This is a genomic window from Bordetella petrii, assembly GCF_020991325.1.
Classification (GTDB): Bacteria; Pseudomonadota; Gammaproteobacteria; order Burkholderiales; family Burkholderiaceae_B; genus Bordetella_A; species Bordetella_A petrii_E.
Genome location: NZ_JAJMLX010000084.1, coordinates 1 through 16,560, shown reverse-complemented (window position 1 = coordinate 16,560; position 16,560 = coordinate 1). Strand labels below are relative to the sequence as shown.

15 protein-coding genes, 1 pseudogene and 1 riboswitch are annotated in these 16,560 nt (G+C 67.9%); of the genes and pseudogenes, 9 read left to right on the top strand and 7 right to left on the bottom strand.

Going from position 1 to position 16,560, the window contains the following annotated elements; translation table 11 throughout:
* Window positions 1–115: 115 nt before the first annotated feature.
* The 7 genes from leuD (at window position 116) to metF (ending at window position 6,122) form a co-directional block, all read left to right on the top strand.
* Window positions 116–799, top strand: a complete 684-nt coding sequence (leuD, locus tag LPZ50_RS10840) for a 3-isopropylmalate dehydratase small subunit (protein ID WP_230661212.1) — start codon at window positions 116–118, stop codon at window positions 797–799.
* A complete protein-coding gene (locus LPZ50_RS10835; RefSeq protein WP_230661210.1) occupies window positions 796–1,680 on the top strand; it encodes an alpha/beta fold hydrolase in 885 nt (294 codons plus the stop codon). The genes leuD and LPZ50_RS10835 overlap by 4 nt, the downstream gene beginning before the upstream one ends.
* A 75-nt stretch (window positions 1,681–1,755) precedes the next feature.
* Complete coding sequence (locus LPZ50_RS10830) at window positions 1,756–2,001, top strand: DUF1289 domain-containing protein (RefSeq protein WP_230661207.1); 246 nt, start codon at window positions 1,756–1,758, stop codon at window positions 1,999–2,001.
* A gap of 98 nt (window positions 2,002–2,099) precedes the next feature.
* Window positions 2,100–3,149, top strand: coding sequence for a glycosyltransferase family 4 protein (locus LPZ50_RS10825; protein WP_230661204.1), 1,050 nt, complete (start codon window positions 2,100–2,102; stop codon window positions 3,147–3,149).
* A 60-nt stretch (window positions 3,150–3,209) separates the two neighbouring features.
* A riboswitch (S-adenosyl-L-homocysteine riboswitch) is annotated at window positions 3,210–3,333 on the top strand.
* Window positions 3,334–3,432: 99 nt separating this feature from the next.
* Window positions 3,433–4,851 carry an adenosylhomocysteinase gene (ahcY, locus tag LPZ50_RS10820; RefSeq protein WP_230661201.1) on the top strand — a complete coding sequence of 473 codons (1,419 nt, stop codon included), beginning with the start codon at window positions 3,433–3,435 and terminating at the stop codon, window positions 4,849–4,851.
* 76 nt (window positions 4,852–4,927) lie between these two features.
* On the top strand, window positions 4,928–5,263 hold the full coding sequence (locus tag LPZ50_RS10815; RefSeq protein WP_218371301.1) for a phage holin family protein: 336 nt from the start codon (window positions 4,928–4,930) through the stop codon (window positions 5,261–5,263).
* 13 nt (window positions 5,264–5,276) lie between these two features.
* A complete protein-coding gene (gene metF / locus LPZ50_RS10810) occupies window positions 5,277–6,122 on the top strand; it encodes a methylenetetrahydrofolate reductase [NAD(P)H] (RefSeq protein WP_230661198.1) in 846 nt (281 codons plus the stop codon).
* A 296-nt stretch (window positions 6,123–6,418) separates the two neighbouring features.
* On the opposite strand, the gene LPZ50_RS10805 is transcribed toward metF, so the two are convergent.
* From LPZ50_RS10805 to LPZ50_RS10785, 5 genes are all read right to left on the bottom strand, one after another.
* Window positions 6,419–7,279 (bottom strand): proteasome-type protease, encoded by an 861-nt coding sequence (locus LPZ50_RS10805; RefSeq protein WP_230661195.1) that lies wholly within the window; start codon window positions 7,277–7,279, stop codon window positions 6,419–6,421.
* An 83-nt stretch (window positions 7,280–7,362) separates the two neighbouring features.
* A complete protein-coding gene (locus tag LPZ50_RS10800) occupies window positions 7,363–8,166 on the bottom strand; it encodes a transglutaminase family protein (RefSeq protein WP_230661192.1) in 804 nt (267 codons plus the stop codon).
* Between the two features lie 19 nt (window positions 8,167–8,185).
* On the bottom strand, window positions 8,186–9,127 hold the full coding sequence (locus LPZ50_RS10795) for an alpha-E domain-containing protein (protein WP_230661190.1): 942 nt from the start codon (window positions 9,125–9,127) through the stop codon (window positions 8,186–8,188).
* 2 nt (window positions 9,128–9,129) lie between these two features.
* Window positions 9,130–10,563, bottom strand: a complete 1,434-nt coding sequence (locus LPZ50_RS10790) for a circularly permuted type 2 ATP-grasp protein (protein ID WP_230661188.1) — start codon at window positions 10,561–10,563, stop codon at window positions 9,130–9,132.
* Window positions 10,564–10,902: 339 nt separating this feature from the next.
* Window positions 10,903–11,583 (bottom strand): 5-formyltetrahydrofolate cyclo-ligase, encoded by a 681-nt coding sequence (locus LPZ50_RS10785; protein ID WP_230661187.1) that lies wholly within the window; start codon window positions 11,581–11,583, stop codon window positions 10,903–10,905.
* Window positions 11,584–11,594: 11 nt separating this feature from the next.
* Here LPZ50_RS10785 and LPZ50_RS10780 point away from each other — a divergent pair, with 11 nt between their 5' ends.
* Window positions 11,595–13,676: a lytic transglycosylase domain-containing protein gene (locus LPZ50_RS10780; protein WP_230661184.1), complete on the top strand. Its 2,082-nt coding sequence runs from the start codon at window positions 11,595–11,597 to the stop codon at window positions 13,674–13,676.
* The gene (locus LPZ50_RS10775; RefSeq protein ID WP_230661181.1) at window positions 13,673–14,776 is read left to right on the top strand and encodes a CCA tRNA nucleotidyltransferase; all 1,104 of its coding nucleotides are present in this window, start codon (window positions 13,673–13,675) and stop codon (window positions 14,774–14,776) included. Before LPZ50_RS10780 ends, LPZ50_RS10775 begins: the two co-directional genes overlap by 4 nt.
* Before the next feature lie 202 nt (window positions 14,777–14,978).
* Here the strand turns inward: LPZ50_RS10775 and LPZ50_RS10770 are convergent, their stop codons facing one another.
* Window positions 14,979–16,169, bottom strand: coding sequence for a class I SAM-dependent methyltransferase (locus LPZ50_RS10770; RefSeq protein WP_230661177.1), 1,191 nt, complete (start codon window positions 16,167–16,169; stop codon window positions 14,979–14,981).
* 36 nt (window positions 16,170–16,205) lie between these two features.
* Window positions 16,206–16,560 (bottom strand): annotated as a pseudogene (locus LPZ50_RS10765) (hypothetical protein); the annotation flags it as partial.

Sequence of the window (16,560 nt, the reverse complement as noted above, 5' to 3'; positions counted from 1 at the left end):
TCCAGCATCCACTATTACTTTCCGCAGAAAGAAGATCTGCTGCTGGCAGTGGTTCAGCAGTACCAGTCGCGCTGGCGGGCCGGATCGTCGATGCGCGCACCCTGGAGCAGGCAGCATGAACAGTTCTTCCCTGATATCGGGCATTGCGGCGCCGCTGCCGTTCAGCAACCTGGACACCGACCAGATCATGCCCAAGCAGTTCTTGCGCATCGTCGACAAGGCGGGGCTGGACCGCGGCCTGCTGTACGACCTGCGTTTCGACGAGGCGGGCCAGCCGCGCGCCGATTGCGTGCTGAACCAGCCCGCCTACGCGGGGGCGTCCATCCTGGTGGCGGGGCCGAACTTCGGCTGCGGATCCAGCCGCGAGCACGCGGTTTGGGGGCTGCAGCAGTACGGCATCCGGGCGGTTATCGCGGCCAGCTTCGGCGAGATATTCTTCTTCAATGCGCTGAACAATGGCCTGCTGTTGGTGACCCTGCCCGCGGCGGACGTGGACGCGCTGCTGGGGCAGGTGTCCGCGCCGGCGACGCACCGCATCCAGATCGATGTGCGGGCGGGCACGGTGCGCGGCGCGCAAGGCTGGTCCGCGGCGTTCCAGTTGTCGGAGCGGCACCGCGACATGTTTGCCCACGGGCGCGACATGGTGGGAACCACGCTGCAACAGCTGGGCGAGATCGATCGCTACGAGGCCGCCCACTGGGCGCGCCATCCGTGGATGCGGGACATCGCCCACCAGGTGCGCGCGCGGCTGGATGCGGCCGGCCCGCGCAGCGCCCTTGAAAACAGGAATGCGACGTGACCGACACGCTGTTCGACCTGCCACTGCAAACCTTCCAGGTAAACGGCGTGCGCATCGCCGCACGCGTCCAGGGGTCGGGGCCGCCCTTGCTGCTGTTGCACGGCCATCCGCAAACCCACGTGATCTGGCATCGGGTGTGGCCCGAGCTGACCCGCTACCGCACCTGCGTGGCCGCCGACTTGCGCGGCTACGGCGACAGCGGCAAGCCGGCGGCATCGGCGGGGCACGCGGCGCATTCCAAGCGCGAGATGGCACGCGACATGGCCGGGCTGATGACGGCCTTGGGCTTCGACACTTTCGACGTGCTGGCGCACGACCGTGGCGCCCGCGTGGCGCACCGCCTGGGGCTGGACCACGCGGCGCGCGTCGGCCGCATGATGCTGCTGGATATCGCGCCCACACTGGACATGTACGAAGGCGCCACGCGCGCCTTCGCGCAGGCCTATTACCACTGGTTCTGGCTGATCCAGCCCGCGCCGCTACCCGAAACCATGATCGGGCACGATCCGGTCTTCTATGTGCGGTCGGTGATGGGCGGCCGGCCCGGCGGGCTGGCTGTATTCGATCCGCGCGCCCTGGCTGAGTACGAGCGCTGCGCCGGCCTGCCGGGTTGGGCCACGGGCATTTGCGAGGACTACCGCGCCTCGGCCACGATAGACCTGGAGCACGACCGCGCGGGGCGGCAGGGCGGCGAACGGCTACGCATGCCGGTGCGGGTGTTCTGGGGGGAACGGGGCGCGGTGGGCCGCAACTTCGACGTGCTGGCGTTGTGGCGGGCGGTGGCCGGCGACGTGGCCGGGCGGGCGCTGCCCGGGGCGCACTACTTGGCCGAGGAACTGCCCGACCTGGTGCTGGAAGAGGCGGCCCGGCTGTTCGGCTGAGGGTGCGCGCAGGCAACCGCTACGCCAGCAGGGACTTCCAAAAGGGGACGCACCGCGGATGCTAAGCTGCGCGGCATGAGCAACACCCCGATCAAGGACGCCAGCGCGCCCGATGCCGTCTGCGCCGGCGTCTCGCAGAACGCCTTTACCGCCACCGATTCGCCCTGCGTGGCGGTATGTTCCACGTTGTTCGACGAAATCTGCCGCGGCTGCGGCCGCACGGCCATGGAAGTGTCCAACTGGGTGTTCATGACCGACGCAGAAAAACAGGCGGTCTGGCAGCGCATCCGCGCCCAGGGATACCCGCGGCGCAAGGGCTAGGCGGCCGGACACCCGGCAGTCACATTTCTGTCGTGTCCCTGTCACATGGGGCAGGCTAAATCCCGCTATTGCCTACTCTTCCGCCCCGGAGGAACCGCATGCGCATCGTGCTTGTCACCGACGCCTGGCCGCCCCAGGTCAATGGCGTGGTACGTACCTGGACCACCATGCAGCGTCTGTTGACGCAATGGGGCCACGAACTGATCGTGGTCAACCCGAACGGCGCGCGCACCGTGCCGGCCCCGTCCGAGCCCGAACTGCGCCTGTGCCTGACGCCGGGGCGCCAGTTGCGCCGCATCCTGGGCGACACGGTGCCCGACGCGCTGCACATTGCCACCGAGGGGCCGCTGGGCCTGGCGGCGCGCCGCATGGCGCTGCGCCGGGGCTGGCGCTTCACCACCTCGTTCCATACCCTGTTTCCGGACTACCTGCAGGCCCGCATGGGGATCCCGGCCTCGCTGCCCTGGAAATTCATGCGTTGGTTCCACCGTCCGTCGGCCTGCGTGCTGGTGCCCACGCCCACGGTGCGCGACATCGTGGCGGCCCGCGGGCTGGAAAACCTGCGGGTCTGGTCGCGCGGCGTGGATGCCGCGCACTTCCGGCCCGGCCCGCGCGACGCTTTCGGCGACCTGCCGCGGCCCATTTTCCTGAGCGTGGGCCGCGTGGCGCGCGAGAAGAACCTGGACGCCTTCCTGTCGCTGGACTTGCCGGGCAGCAAGGTGGTGGTGGGCGCGGGCCCCGATGAAGCGCGCCTGCGCAAGGCCTATCCGAATGCGCATTTCACCGGCATGCAGCCCGACGAGAAACTGCCCGCCTATTACTCGGCGGCCGATGTGTTCGTGTTTCCCAGCCTGACCGACACCTTCGGGCTGGTGATGCTGGAATCCATGGCCTGCGGCACGCCAGTGGCGGCTTTTCATTCCGAAGCGCCGCTGGCGGTGATCGAGGCGGGTTCCACCGGTTTCGTGAACGACGACCTGGCCATGGCCTGCCGCCAGGCGCTGGAACTGGACCGCGCCGGGGTGCGCGAAGGGGCGCTGAAGCGCACCTGGGAAAAAATCGCCCAGGATCTGTTGCAGGCGCTGGTGCCGCTGACGCCGGCCGGCGCCGCCGATTGGCCGGTGCAGGCCGATCCGGCCGTGCAGTAGCCGGCCGCGCCCGCTCCGGCGGGTGTTGCGCCCGGCGTTGCAGCCGGTACAATTCGCCTCAGTCCTGAGGAGCGCTGCGACGATCCCCGGCCGGCCCCGCATGCGGGCCGCCAGGCGGGTTGCCAGGCTCAGGAATCTCACCAGGCGCCGCGCAAGCGGCGTGCAGCAACGGCGCTCACCTTTGTCGCAACAGGCGGTAAAGGCGGGCTCCTGGTTTACATGGGTGTTCCGTCCGGCCGTCTGCCCTGCGCATCGCCGTTGAATCTTTACCGGAGCACACACCATGAACGCCGTATCCGACCAAACCGTTGCCGACTACCACGTTGCCGACATGTCGCTGGCAGGCTGGGGCCGCCGCGAACTGGCCATCGCCGAAACCGAAATGCCCGGCCTGATGGCCATCCGCGAAGAATTCGCGGCCAGCCAGCCCCTGAAGGGCGCGCGCATCGCCGGCAGCCTGCACATGACCATCCAGACCGGCGTGCTGATCGAAACGCTGGTGGCGCTGGGCGCCGAGGTGCGCTGGGCATCGTGCAATATCTTCTCCACCCAGGACCACGCCGCCGCCGCCATTGCCGCCACGGGCACGCCGGTGTTCGCCGTGAAGGGCGAGACCCTGGAAGAATACTGGCAGTACACGCACCGCATCTTCGAATGGCCCGAAGGCCGCCATGCCAACATGATCCTGGACGATGGCGGCGATGCCACGCTGCTGCTGCACCTGGGCGCGCGCGCCGAGAAAGACGCGTCGGTGCTGGCCAAGCCGGGCAGCGACGAAGAACGCGTGCTGTTCGCGTCCATCAAGGCCACGCTCGAGCGCGACCCCAAGTGGTATTCCACCCGCCTGGCGGAAATCAAGGGCGTTACCGAAGAAACCACCACCGGCGTGCACCGCCTTTACCAGATGGCGCAAAAAGGCGAACTGGCCTTCGCCGCCATCAACGTGAACGACTCGGTCACCAAGTCCAAGTTCGACAACCTGTACGGCTGCCGCGAATCGCTGGTCGACGGCATCAAGCGCGCTACCGACGTGATGGTGGCGGGCAAGGTCGCGGTCGTGGCGGGCTATGGCGACGTGGGCAAGGGTTGCGCCCAGGCACTGGCCGCGCTGCGCGCACAGGTGTGGGTAACCGAAATCGACCCCATCTGCGCCCTGCAGGCCGCCATGGAAGGCTTCAAGGTCGTCACCATGGAAGAAGCGGCGCCGCACGCCGACATCTTCGTCACCGCCACCGGCAACTACAACGTCATCACCCGCGACCACATGGCGGCCATGAAAGACCAGGCCATCGTGTGCAATATCGGCCACTTCGACAATGAAATCGACGTCGCCGGCCTGGCCGACTGCCAGTGGGAAGAGATCAAGCCGCAGGTCGACCACGTGGTGTTCCCCGACGGCAAGCGCATCATCCTGCTGGCCAAGGGCCGCCTGGTGAACCTGGGCTGCGCCACCGGCCACCCCTCGTTCGTGATGTCGTCGTCGTTCGCCAACCAGACCATCGCCCAGATCGAACTGTTCACCCGCAATGAAGCGTACGTGCAGGGGCAGGTGTACGTGCTGCCCAAGCACCTGGACGAAAAAGTGGCGCGCCTGCACCTGAAGAAGCTGGGCGCCAGGCTGACCACGCTGAGCAAGCAGCAGGCCGACTACATCAGCGTGTCGGTGGACGGCCCCTACAAGCCCGATCACTACCGTTATTGATCTGTAGCACAATAGGGACACGCCGCGCCGCGAGCGCGGCGGCCCTGCCTATCCTGGCGCATCATCGGAGATCGCAATGACCTTGATACTCGTCTGGCTCTTGAACGCGGTGGCCCTGCTGGCCGTGGCCTATTTGCTGCCCGGCATTACGGTGGCCAGTTTCGGATCGGCGCTGATCGCCGCGCTGGTGCTGGGCTTGCTGAACATGCTGGTCAAGCCGGTGCTGGTGCTGCTGACGCTGCCCATCACCATCGTGACGCTGGGCTTGTTCCTGATCGTGCTCAACGCCTTGCTGTTCTGGCTGGCGGGTTCGATTTTGCGTGGCTTCCAGGTCAATGGATTCTGGTGGGCCGTGGCGGGTGCCATCCTGTACAGCATCATCTCGGGCCTGCTTTCGCGCTTGATTCCCTGATTCCCCTTCCTAGATGACTCAACCTTCCACTCCCGCCCTGAGCCTGGAGTTCTTCCCCCCGCGCGACATCGCCGCCCAAGAGCGGCTGGTGCGCGCGGCCAAGCAGATGCTGGCCATCCAGCCGCGCTATGTCAGCGTCACGTTCGGCGCGGGCGGTTCCACCCGCGCCGGCACCGCCGACACGGTGCGCATGCTGCAGAACCTGGGGTGCGATGCCGCGCCTCATCTGTCCTGCATCGGCGCCACGCGCGAGAACCTGCGCGACATCCTGGCCGCCTATCGCGAGCACGGCGTGCGCCGCCTGGTGGCGCTGCGCGGCGACCTGCCTTCGGGCATGGGGGGCGATGCGGGCGAATTGCGCTACGCGGCCGACCTGGTGGCCTTCATCCGCCAGGAAACCGGCGACGCCTTCCACATCGAAGTGGCGGCCTACCCGGAGATGCACCCGCAGGCCACCAGCCCGGCGGCCGACCTGAACCACTTCGTGGCCAAGGTCAATGCCGGGGCCGACGCGGCCATCACGCAGTATTTTTTCAACGCCGACGCTTATTTCGATTTCGTCGATCGCGCCCAGGCCAAGGGAGTTGCCATCCCCATCGTGCCGGGCATCATGCCCATTACCAACCACAATCAGCTGGTGCGGTTTTCGGAAATGTGCGGCGCGGAAATCCCGCGCTGGATCCGCCTGCGCCTGGCCGAGTTCGGCGACGACAAGGCCTCGATCCGCGCATTCGGCGTGGACGTGGTGGGCGACCTGTGCCAGAACCTGCTGGACAATGGCGCGCCGGGCCTGCACTTCTACACCCTGAACCAGGCCGAGGCCACGCTGGGCATCTGGCGCGAGCTGGATCTGGGGTAGCGCTGCGGACGGTATCCGACACGCAAAGTGTCGGATACCCATGGCGCTACCTTATCAAGGTGAAATAGGGTACTTCGCAGGCATTGCCGGGTGTCTGGCTCCCGCGAGGGTGCCAGACACCGTTGTGTGCCGGGACAGTCTCAGTTGTACGGTGTCCGGCACCCTGACGGGAGCCGGACACCCGGCAGTGCCCGCGAAAATCCGTCACGGCGGCTAAGGTAGCGCCATGGGTGCCAGACATTGCTTCGAGAATATGGCGGGTGTCTGACACGCACGGTGTCAGACACCCGGGTTGGTCAGCTGCTTTGCGATTGGCCCGGGTCTTGCGCCAGCACTTGCAGGGGCGCGGGTTCGTTGCTGGTGCCGGCGGGGGTCAGGCGGGGCGGCTGGTGCAGGCGGCCCGACACGGCCAGCGAATCCGCGGCGCCGGGGCTGGTCCAGGTGGGGTCGGCGATCTCGGTGAAGACCTGGCGCAGGCGTTCACCCCAGGCCTTGCGGATCATGCGGAAGTACTCGTTGTCTTCGTCGATGTGGGCGAAGTGCGTCACGCGCAGGGCATCGGCTTCGTACACCAGCATGTCCAGCGGCAGGCCCACCGAAATATTCGAGCGCAGCGTCGAATCCATGGAAATCAGCGCGCATTTGGCGGCCTCGTCCAGCGGGGTGTCGGGGCGCAGTACGCGGTCGAGAATGGGCTTGCCGTATTTGGCCTCGCCGATCTGCACGTAGGGGCAGTCGGGGCTGGCTTCGATGAAATTGCCGGCCGAGTAGATCTGGAACAGGCGGCCGCGCTCGGTGCCGATCTGGCCGCCGAAGATCAGGTTGATATTGAAATCGACGCCGTGTTCGCTAAGCGCCTCGGCGTCGCGTTCGTGCACCCTGCGCACGGCTTCGCCCACGCGGCGGGCCGCCTCGTACATGTCGGGCGCCGACCACAGCGAATCGGGGCTGCCGGCATCCAGCTGGGCCAGCAGGTTCACCACTGCCTGGCTGATGGCCAGGTTGCCGGAGGTCAGCAGCACCATGACGCGGTCGCCCGGCTGTTCGAACACATTCAGCTTGCGGGCAATGCTGATCTGGTCCACTCCCGCATTGGTGCGCGAGTCGGACAGGAAAACCAGGCCCGCGTCCAGGCGGGCGGCAACACAGTAGGTCATGAGCGTAAGGTGGAAAACGGCTGGCGTATTGTAGGTGGAGTCGGGCCGGCGTGCTGGCGGGTGGCCAAGGGTATCGACCCCATTTATTGCTGGCCGCTGGCCTGCACTTGCACCGAAACCTCCATCGATTCTTCACCGCCGCCGTGCCGCACGCCCCGCACCGGCGAGGCCGAGTCATAGTCGCGCGCCACGGCCAGCCGGCAATGGCAGTCGGACGCGAATTGCCGGTTGGTGATGTCCACGCTGGTCCAGCCGATGCCATCCAGCCAGACGTCGGCCCAGGCATGGCTGGCGGCGTGCTCGGCCTCGGTGTACAGGTATCCGCTGACATAGCGGGCGGGCACGCCCAGGCCGCGCACGCAGGCCAGGAACAGATGGGCATGGTCCTGGCATACACCATGGCCCAGCGCCAGCACCTGGTCGGCGGCGGTGGTCACGTCGGTGGTGCCCGGCTCGTAGGCCACGCTGTCGCATATCGCGCCCGCCAGCGCCAGCACGTCCGCGGGGCTGCGCAGGCCTTGCGGCAGGGCGTTGTTCACGAAATCGTGGATGGTGGCATCGGCCTGCGTCAGCGGGGTCTGCACACAATACGCATGCACCGGCAGGCGGTTGTCTTCCGCGCGCAGGCGGCCGTCGGGCAGCGGGTCGATATCCACCTGGCCCGTCACGCACAGTTCGATGCTGTCGTGCGGGCGCGGCAGCGTCAGGGTGTGGGTGATATTGCCGTAGGCGTCCACCTGCTGTTCCAGCTGGCCGGGCGCATCGATGCGCCAGCGCAGCGTGCGCTGGTGCTCGTCGGGGCGCGGGGTCAACCGCAGGGTCTGGATGCTGTAGCCCACTGGCGCGGTATAGCGGTACTGCGTCACATGCCTGATCAGATGCTTCATGCGTGTCTCCGTTGTGCGCTCAGGCGGCCAGGGGCACCAGGAAGTCCTGGCTGATCCGGTTGCCCAGGTCGTTGATGCGGTCCAGGAACCGTTCCAGGTAGCGGTGCAGGCCGCCGCGCAGAATGTCCTCGACGCGGCCGTAGCTCAGCTCGGCATGCAGCAGGCCGGCACGCCTTTCGGTTTCGGCCGAGCGCTGGTTGGACACGCGCGCCAGGTCTTCGGTCAGCGCCTGCACCGAGGCCCGCAGCGAACGCGGCATGTCGGGCCGCAGAATCAGCAGTTCGGCCACGCGGTCGGGCGTGATCACGTCGCGATACACCTTGCGGTAAATTTCCAGGCCCGATACCGAACTCAGCAGCGCCGACCAGCGGTAGAACTCGCTGGCGCGGGCCGCGGTGTCGCCGTCTTCTTCGTGGAACTTCACGTCCAGCAGGCGGGCGGTATTGTCGGCGCGCTCCAGGTGCATGCCCAGCCGCAGGAAATGCAGCGCTTCATCCTCCAGCATGGTGCCGATGGTGACGCCCCGGGCCAGGTGGGCGCGGAACTTCACCCATTCGAAGAACTCGCCTGGATTGCGTTCGGGCAATTGCGTCTGCAAGTGCTTTTGCAGTTCCAGCCAGGTGGTGTTGTAGGTTTCCCAGACTTCGGTGGTCAGGCTGCCGCGCACGGCGCGGGCGTTTTCCCGCGCGGCGCGCAGGCAGGTATAAATGGACGACTGGTTGGCGGGCTCGCGGACCAGGTAGTGCAGCACGTCCAGCGGGGTCACGGCGGGATAGCGCGCGTCGTAGCCGTGCTGCAGTTCCGATATGTGCAGCACCGCGCGCCACAGGCTTTCGCGGGCCAGGGCGTCCTGCGGCAGCAGCGACATCTGCAGGTTCACGTCCAGCATGCGCGCGGTGTTCTCGGCCCGCTCGATGTAGCGGCACATCCAGAACAGGTTGTCGGCGGTACGGCTCAGCATGGTCATTCTCCCAGTACCCAGGTGTCTTTGGTGCCGCCGCCCTGGCTGCTGTTCACCACCAGCGAGCCTTCCACCAGGGCCACCCGGCACAGGCCGCCGGGCACGGTGCGGATGTCCTTGCCGCACAGCACATAGGGGCGCAGATCCACATGGCGCGGCGCCACGCCCGATTCCACATAGGTGGGCGTGGTCGACAGCGCCAGCGTGGGCTGGGCGATGTAGTTGCCGGGACGCGCGCGCACCCGTTCCTTGAAGGCTTCGACCTGGGCGCGCGTCGACGTCGGGCCCACCAGCATGCCGTAGCCGCCCGCGCCATGCACTTCCTTCACCACCAGTTCATGCATGCGGGCCAGCACGTGCGACAGTTCGTCGGGCCGCGAGCAGCGCCAGGTGGGCACGTTGGCAAGAATAGGTTCCTCCTGCAGATAAAAGCGGATCATGTCGGGCACGTACTGGTACGTGGACTTGTCGTCGGCAATGCCGGTGCCGATGGCATTGGCCAGCGTGACCCGTCCGGCGCGATACACCGACAGCAGCCCCGGCACCCCCAGCGCCGAATCGGCGCGGAACGACAAAGGGTCCAGGAAGTCGTCGTCCACGCGGCGGTAAATGACGTCCACGCGGCGCGGGCCGCGCGTGGTGCGCATGTATACGTTGTTCTGTTCGACGAACAGGTCCTGCCCTTCCACCAGTTCCACGCCCATCTGCTGGGCCAGGAAGGCATGCTCGAAGTACGCCGAGTTGTACATGCCCGGCGTCAGCACCACCACGGTGGGGGCGTCGATGCTGCGCGGCGCCACCTCGCGCAGATTGTCCAGCAGCAGGTCGGGGTAGTGGGCCACCGGCTTGACGTTGCTGCGCCCGAAGGCCTCGGGCATGAGCCGCATCGACATCTTGCGGTTTTCCAGCATGTACGACACGCCGGAGGGCACGCGCAGATTGTCTTCCAGCACGTAGAACTCGCCCGCCCCGGCACGCACGATATCCACGCCGGCGATATGGCAGTAAATATCCTCGGCCACGTCCACGTCCTGCATTTCCGGCCGGTACTGCGCGTTCAGGAACACCTGTTCGGCGGGTATCAGGCCCGCGCGCACGATGTTGTGATCGTGATAGATGTCGTGGATGAACATGTTCAGCGCGCGCACCCGCTGCTTCAGGCCGGCGTCCAGTTGCTGCCATTCATCGGCCGGAATGATGCGCGGGATCAGGTCGAAGGGAATCAGGCGTTCGGTGCCGGCCTCGTCGCCGGCCACCGAGAACGTGATGCCCACGCGCCGGAAGCTCAGGTCGGCCTCGATCTGCCGCGCCGCCATCGCGTCGTCGGACTCCTGCGACAGCCATTGCGCGAATGCCTGGTAGTGGGGGCGCACTGCGCCCCGGGCATCGACCATCTCGTCGTACGCCGCCAAGGGCGCGGGCTGGGGATGCTGCATGGCTCCTCCTGGATACGTCCGGGCCTGCCGCGTGATCCGGATGGAGCCTGCGGCCCGAAGCGAAGGCGCGGGTTGCCTGCGCCATACCGCGCATTCAAGCAACCCCTGTGCCAACTCTGGACGCCGGGCCCGCGTTACACGTGCCCGGCGCCTGCGCCTGACCCCGTTGTAGCAGAAGGCCCGCCGGGCAGATAGCCGGGATGCCCCGGAGACGGCGCCATGATGGTGCGCGCACCAACACTGTGCGCACCGGGAATCATGGCGGTGCAAGGCCGCGCGGCCCGTGGCCGCAGATTGTCAGGAATGGCAAAGCCGCGCCCGCGCGGGCGCCGCAAGCCGTCAGCGCAGCGTGTACGACCCGAGGATGCGGCCGGAAGGCGCGCCGGGGCCCAGCAAGGGCGGCTCGGGAATCCAGCCTTCGGGCGTCAGGATGGCGTCCAGCCGCTCGTCGTGCGCGGCGGCCTGGTAGGCATCATCCAGCAGGCCTTCGTTCCAGGCGACGCCGATGGCGGTGAAATCGTGGCCCGCCTGCCGCAGGGCGGCCAGGGTGCGGTCGTAGTAGCCGCCGCCGTAGCCCAGGCGGTCGGCCTGCAGGGTGTAGCCCAGGGTGGGCACCAGGATCACGTCGGGGCGCAGCACCGGGCGGTCGGCGACGGGTTCCTGCACGTTGTAGGGGCCGGGGCTGAGAGGCGCGCCGGGTGTCCAGGCACGGAACTCCAGCGGCTCGGCGGCGGCGCGGATGGCGGGCAGGGCAATGGCGATACCCGCCTGCGACCACTGTTCCAGCAGTGGCCGCAGGTCGGGTTCGTGTTCCAGGGGCCAGAACGCGGCCACCGAGGCGGGTGCCTTGTGGCCGCGCTTGTCCGCCTGCTCGCGCGCGGCATTCAGCCAGGTGTACAGGCGACCGCGCATCAGCAGGCCGCCGCGGCTGCGTTGGTTTTCGGGGACATTGGCACGGGCCTGCCGTAATCGCGCGCGTAGCGCGACTGCGTTATCCTGTGCAGAATTTTGTGTGTTCATGCGGGTTGGCGATGCAGTGGCTTGAATCGGGACGTTATCAGAAATTCGCGGCGGCCGAGCCCCGCGGGCGCCGCTGGCTGCCCGTGCTGGCCCTGTTCACGGCCGCCTGTTCTTCGGTGGATGCCCAGCAGGGCCAGGCGGCGCAGCCCGCGCAAACCGCCCGCGCGGCCATTATGGTGCCGCCGGCCAAACTGGCCGGCCTGCCTCCCACGCCGCAAACCGCCGCCCTGCAGGCGGTGGTGGCGGCGCGCGAGGCCAACGACCGCAAGCAGTGGTCGGTGCTGGGCATGCTGGAACCCCAGGCCCGTCCCGACCTGCTGGGCAACTATCCGCAGTACTGGCTGCTGCGTTACCAGGTGTGGAACCCGCCCGGCAATGTCGTGCCCAAAGACCAGGCCACACAGTTCCTGAAAGAAAACGAAGGCACCTATCTGGCCGAACGTTTGCGGGGTTCCTGGATCATGGCGTCGGCGCGGCGCGGCGATTTCGAAACCGCGCGCGAACTGGGCGACATTCCGCAGGCCAGCCCGCAGATCCAGTGCGCCATGCTGGAAGCCCGGCACCTGACAGGCCGCCGCGCCAGCGCCGGGCAGGCGCTGGCCGTGTTCTCGCCGGGGCGCGATTGCTGGAACCTGTACGACCAGTTGGTGGCCGACGGTGTGCTGGGCTGGGACGAAATCCAGCCGCAGCTGCGCGAAGCCATCGAAACCGACCGCGTGGGCGACGCCCGCAAGTTCGCCGATTACTTGTTCGAGCCGCGCGACCAAAAGGCCTTCGACGCCCTGCTGAAAAGCCCCATGAAGTGGCTGACCCGGCGCGACCGGCAACTGGTGGGCCGCAACGAAAAAGAACTGGCCACCCTGGCATTGGCCCGCCTGGCGCGGCAAGACCGCGACGTGGGCGATTCCTACCTGCGGCGCGAGTGGGCCAATAACCTGCCCAAATCGAACCTGGCCTGGGTGCGCAATCAGTTTGCCCTGATCGCCGCGCTGAATCTCGACAGCCGCGCCGATGCCTGGTACCGGGAGGCCGGCAACACCGTCAAGCTTACCGACTACAACGGCGCCTGGCGGGTGCGTTCGGCCTTGCGGCAACCCAAGGTCGACTGGCGCTGGGTCATCGATTCTATCCAGCACATGCCCAAGGCGCAGCAGGCCGAGCCGGTGTGGGTGTACTGGAAGGCCCGCGGCGACGCGGCCCTGGGCCGCGACACCGCGGCGCGCCAGGCCTATACCAGCATTGCCGATCAATACAACTTCTATGGCCAGTTGGCCGCCGAGGAACTGGGCCGAGCCATCACGGTGCCGCCGCGTCCCGCGCCGGTGACCGACCAGGAAATGAACGAAGCGCGCGCCAACGCGGGCCTGCGCCGCGCCGTGCACCTGTTCCGCCTGGGCTGGCGCTCGGAGGCGGTGGGCGAATGGAATTACGCCCTGCGCGGCATGTCCGACCGCCAGCTGCTGGCCGCCGCCGAACTGGCGCGCGCCGAAGACATCTACGACCGCGTGGTCAACACTTCCGAACGTACCGAGAAAGAAGTGGATTTCACGCAGCGTTACATCGCGCCGTTCGAGGGCCGCGTCACTGCACAGGCCAAGGCCATCGCGCTGGATCCCGCCTGGGTATACGGGCTGATCCGCCAGGAATCGCGCTTTGTCACGGACGCGCGGTCGCACGTGGGCGCCTCGGGGCTGATGCAGCTGATGCCGGCTACCGCCAAATGGGTGGCGCGCAAGATCGGCATGGCCGATTTTTCGCCCAGCAGCGTCAACGACTTCGACACCAACACCATCCTGGGCACCAACTACCTGAATATCGTGCTGACCGGCTTGGACGGCTCGCAGGTGCTGGCCAGCGCCGGCTACAACGCCGGGCCTGGGCGGCCGCGCAGCTGGCGCGCCACGCTGTCGCATCCGGTGGAAGGCGCCATTTTCGCCGAGACCATCCCGTTCACCGAGACGCGCCTGTACGTGAAGCACGTGCTGTCCAACGCCACGTATTACGCCGCCATGTTCTCCGGGCAGCCGCAGTCGCTGAAAGCGCGCCTGGGGAGCATCGACCCGGGGTCGCTGCGCACGGCCGAACTGCCGTGAACACCGCCACGAATGACGCGGGCGACCCGGACTGCGACGGCCTGCAGGTATATATCGTAGGGGGGGCGGTGCGCGACGCCCTGCTAGGCCAGCCCGCTGGCGATCGCGACTGGGTGGTGGTGGGGGCCACCCCCGAAGACATGGCGCGCCGCGGCTTCATCCCGGTGGGCGGCGATTTCCCGGTATTCCTGCACCCGCGCACCAAAGAGGAATACGCCCTGGCCCGTACCGAGCGCAAGTCGGGGCGGGGCTACAAGGGCTTCACCTTTTACACCGGTGCCGACGTCACGCTGGAACAAGACCTGCAGCGACGCGACCTCACCGTCAACGCCATCGCCCGCACACCGCAGGGCCAGTTGCTGGACCCCCTGGACGGCGCGGCCGACGTCCGCGCGCGCGTACTGCGCCACGTGGGCGAGGCTTTTGCCGAAGACCCGGTGCGCATCCTGCGCCTGGGCCGGTTCGCGGCGCGCTTTGGCGATTTCACGGTGGCGCCGGAAACCCTGGCACTGTGCCGCCGCATGGTGGACGAAGGCGAGGCCGACGCCCTGGTGCCCGAGCGGGTGTGGAAAGAACTGTCGCGCGGGCTGATGGCTGCCACGCCGTCGCGCATGCTGGACGTGCTGGCGCAATCGGGCGCCCTGGCGCGCGTGATGCCGCAGTTGCGGCAGGCGGATACCGTCAGCGCCGACCTGGACCGCGCCGCCAGCCTGGATGTGCCGCTGCCGGGGCGCTACGCCCTGTTGTGCCGTCTGTCGTCCGAACGCGACGCCATCGGCCGGCAATTGCGCGTGCCCACCGATTGCGCCGACCACGCCCGCCTGTTGCCGCGCGTGCTGCAGCACGCGGACGCCAGCCAGCCGGATGACCAACTGGCCCTGATCGAATCCTGCGACGCGCTGCGCAAGCCTGACCGCTACCTTTCCTTGCTGCAGGCCGCGGCCGTGGTCGCGCCGGTCGACCTGCCAGCCTGGCAGCGTCGTGTTGACGCCGTGCGCGGCATCGACGCCGGCGCCATCGCCCGGCAATGCGCCGGCGATCCCGCGAAAATCAAGCCCGCCCTGCAACAAGCGCGGCTGAAGGTATTGCGCGATCTTTGACGGGCGATATCAGGCACGCATGGCGTTACCCTAAACGGCTTAACCTGGGGTCGGGCTCCCCCAGGGTGCCTGCCCCCTTCGTGTCGAGCCTAGTACATACCTCGGTGTCTGACACCCCTTGCGGGGAGTCAGACACCCGGTAGCGGATCGGCCATGTCATCGGCGCCAGGCACCGCGCCTTCGGAGTGCGCCCAGGCCGGGGTCATAACCCCGTCAGCCGGTCCCCCCGGGCAAAGCCGTGCAGTGGCTGTTCGATTCCCCGCCCCACGGCCAGCACCTTGAACAACTCCCCCATCTCGGCCTCGCTCAGCAGCTTCTGCACCGGCGCCACGGCCTGCGCGTAGGCGCGCGCGTCGGCGGGGTCGTGGCGGGCCAGCAGGTCCGCCAGGCCGGCATTCATCAGGAACCGGGCCTGCGAGGTATAGCCTAGCACCTGCAGCCCCGCGGCCAGCGCGGCGTCGGCCATTGCGGTGAAATCCACGTGCGCCGTGATGTCCTGTACGCCCGGCGCGGCCAGGGGGTCGGCATGCGCATGGTGGCGCAGGTGGCACATCAGCGTGCCGCCCGCGCGTTGCGGATGGTAGTACTCGCGTCGTGGGAAACCATAGTCGAACAGCAGGGCGGCGCCGCGTTTCAGCCAGCCGCCCATGGCCCGCATCCAGGCCTCGCCCTGCAGGTTGATTTCAGAGACGTAGCCGGGCAGCGGCGGCATGCGCGCGGCGACGGCGCGGGCCAGCTCCAGGCCGGCCGGCCGGTCTTCCCAGGTGAAGCCGCCGGCCGCATCCACGGCCACGCCGCGTTCCAGCACCATGCCGTCGTCGCTCCAGCGAAACAGCGATACCGGCATGGCGTCCAGCACTTCATTGGCCAGCACGCAGCCCGTGTAGCTGTCCGGCAAGGCATCCAGCCACTGCACGCGCGCGCCATGGGCCGCCAGGCGCGCCTGCTGGCGCGCGCGCAGGTCGGCCGAGACTTCAATAATGCGGTATTGCGCGGACATGCCCTGCGCATCCAGCCCGGCCAGCACGCTGTCGGCCAGGGCGCCGGTGCCGGCGCCGAATTCCAGCACGGTATCGGTGCCGGTGTCGGCCAGCACCTGGGCCACCTGCCGCGCCACGGTGCGGCCGAACAGCGGTGTCAGTTCGGGAGCGGTGATGAAATCGCCCGCCACGATGGGAACGCCGCGCGCGTCGGCCTGCGGTGAAGCCAGTTTGATATTGCCGGCGGCGTAATAGCCCAGGCCGGGCGCATACAGCGCCTGCGCCATCCAGCCGTCGAACGGCAGCCAGCCGCCGTGGCCGGCGATGGCCTGGCGCAGGTGCGCGGCAGCGCGCGCGCTGTGGCGCGCGCTGTCGGGATCCAGGGGGGGTAAAGAAAAGGCAGGGCTGGACATGGGCGCTATTGTCCCACGCCGCCCTGGCGGGATGGCTTAGCCGCGGCGGGCGCCAGGCTTGCCGTAGGGTTTGGCGGGGCCGCCGGCACGTTGCGAGAAAGGCTTGGACGACGGGCGGAAACCGCTGGGGCGGCGTTCGGCGCCGCGGAATTCGCCGTCGCCACGCGCCTGGCGGGGCTGGAATTCACCACGCGGCTGGAACTCACCGCGAGGTTGGTATTCACCGCGGGGCTTGAACTCGCCGCGCGGCTGGAATTCACCGCGGGGTTTGAACTCGCCACGCGGTTGGAACTCACCGCGACGGCCGCCTTCGCGTTGCGGGCGGGCTTCATGGCCGGCCGTGGGGCGTGCGTCGCGCTCGGCGCGCCAGTCGTTGTGCTGCGGGCGGTCG

Bases quoted from the DNA above. Each gene is read 5' to 3' on its own strand.
- leuD (WP_230661212.1), top strand. From the start codon at position 116: ATGAACAGTTCTTCCCTGATATCGGGCATTGCGGCGCCGCTGCCGTTC.
- LPZ50_RS10830 (WP_230661207.1), top strand. From the start codon at position 1,756: ATGAGCAACACCCCGATCAAGGACGCCAGCGCGCCCGATGCCGTCTGC.
- LPZ50_RS10825 (WP_230661204.1), top strand. From the start codon at position 2,100: ATGCGCATCGTGCTTGTCACCGACGCCTGGCCGCCCCAGGTCAATGGC.
- ahcY (WP_230661201.1), top strand. From the start codon at position 3,433: ATGAACGCCGTATCCGACCAAACCGTTGCCGACTACCACGTTGCCGAC.
- LPZ50_RS10815 (WP_218371301.1), top strand. From the start codon at position 4,928: ATGACCTTGATACTCGTCTGGCTCTTGAACGCGGTGGCCCTGCTGGCC.
- metF (WP_230661198.1), top strand. From the start codon at position 5,277: ATGACTCAACCTTCCACTCCCGCCCTGAGCCTGGAGTTCTTCCCCCCG.
- LPZ50_RS10805 (WP_230661195.1), bottom strand. From the start codon at position 7,279: ATGACCTACTGTGTTGCCGCCCGCCTGGACGCGGGCCTGGTTTTCCTG.
- LPZ50_RS10800 (WP_230661192.1), bottom strand. From the start codon at position 8,166: ATGAAGCATCTGATCAGGCATGTGACGCAGTACCGCTATACCGCGCCA.
- LPZ50_RS10795 (WP_230661190.1), bottom strand. From the start codon at position 9,127: ATGCTGAGCCGTACCGCCGACAACCTGTTCTGGATGTGCCGCTACATC.
- LPZ50_RS10790 (WP_230661188.1), bottom strand. From the start codon at position 10,563: ATGCAGCATCCCCAGCCCGCGCCCTTGGCGGCGTACGACGAGATGGTC.
- LPZ50_RS10785 (WP_230661187.1), bottom strand. From the start codon at position 11,583: ATGAACACACAAAATTCTGCACAGGATAACGCAGTCGCGCTACGCGCG.
- LPZ50_RS10780 (WP_230661184.1), top strand. From the start codon at position 11,595: ATGCAGTGGCTTGAATCGGGACGTTATCAGAAATTCGCGGCGGCCGAG.
- LPZ50_RS10770 (WP_230661177.1), bottom strand. From the start codon at position 16,169: ATGTCCAGCCCTGCCTTTTCTTTACCCCCCCTGGATCCCGACAGCGCG.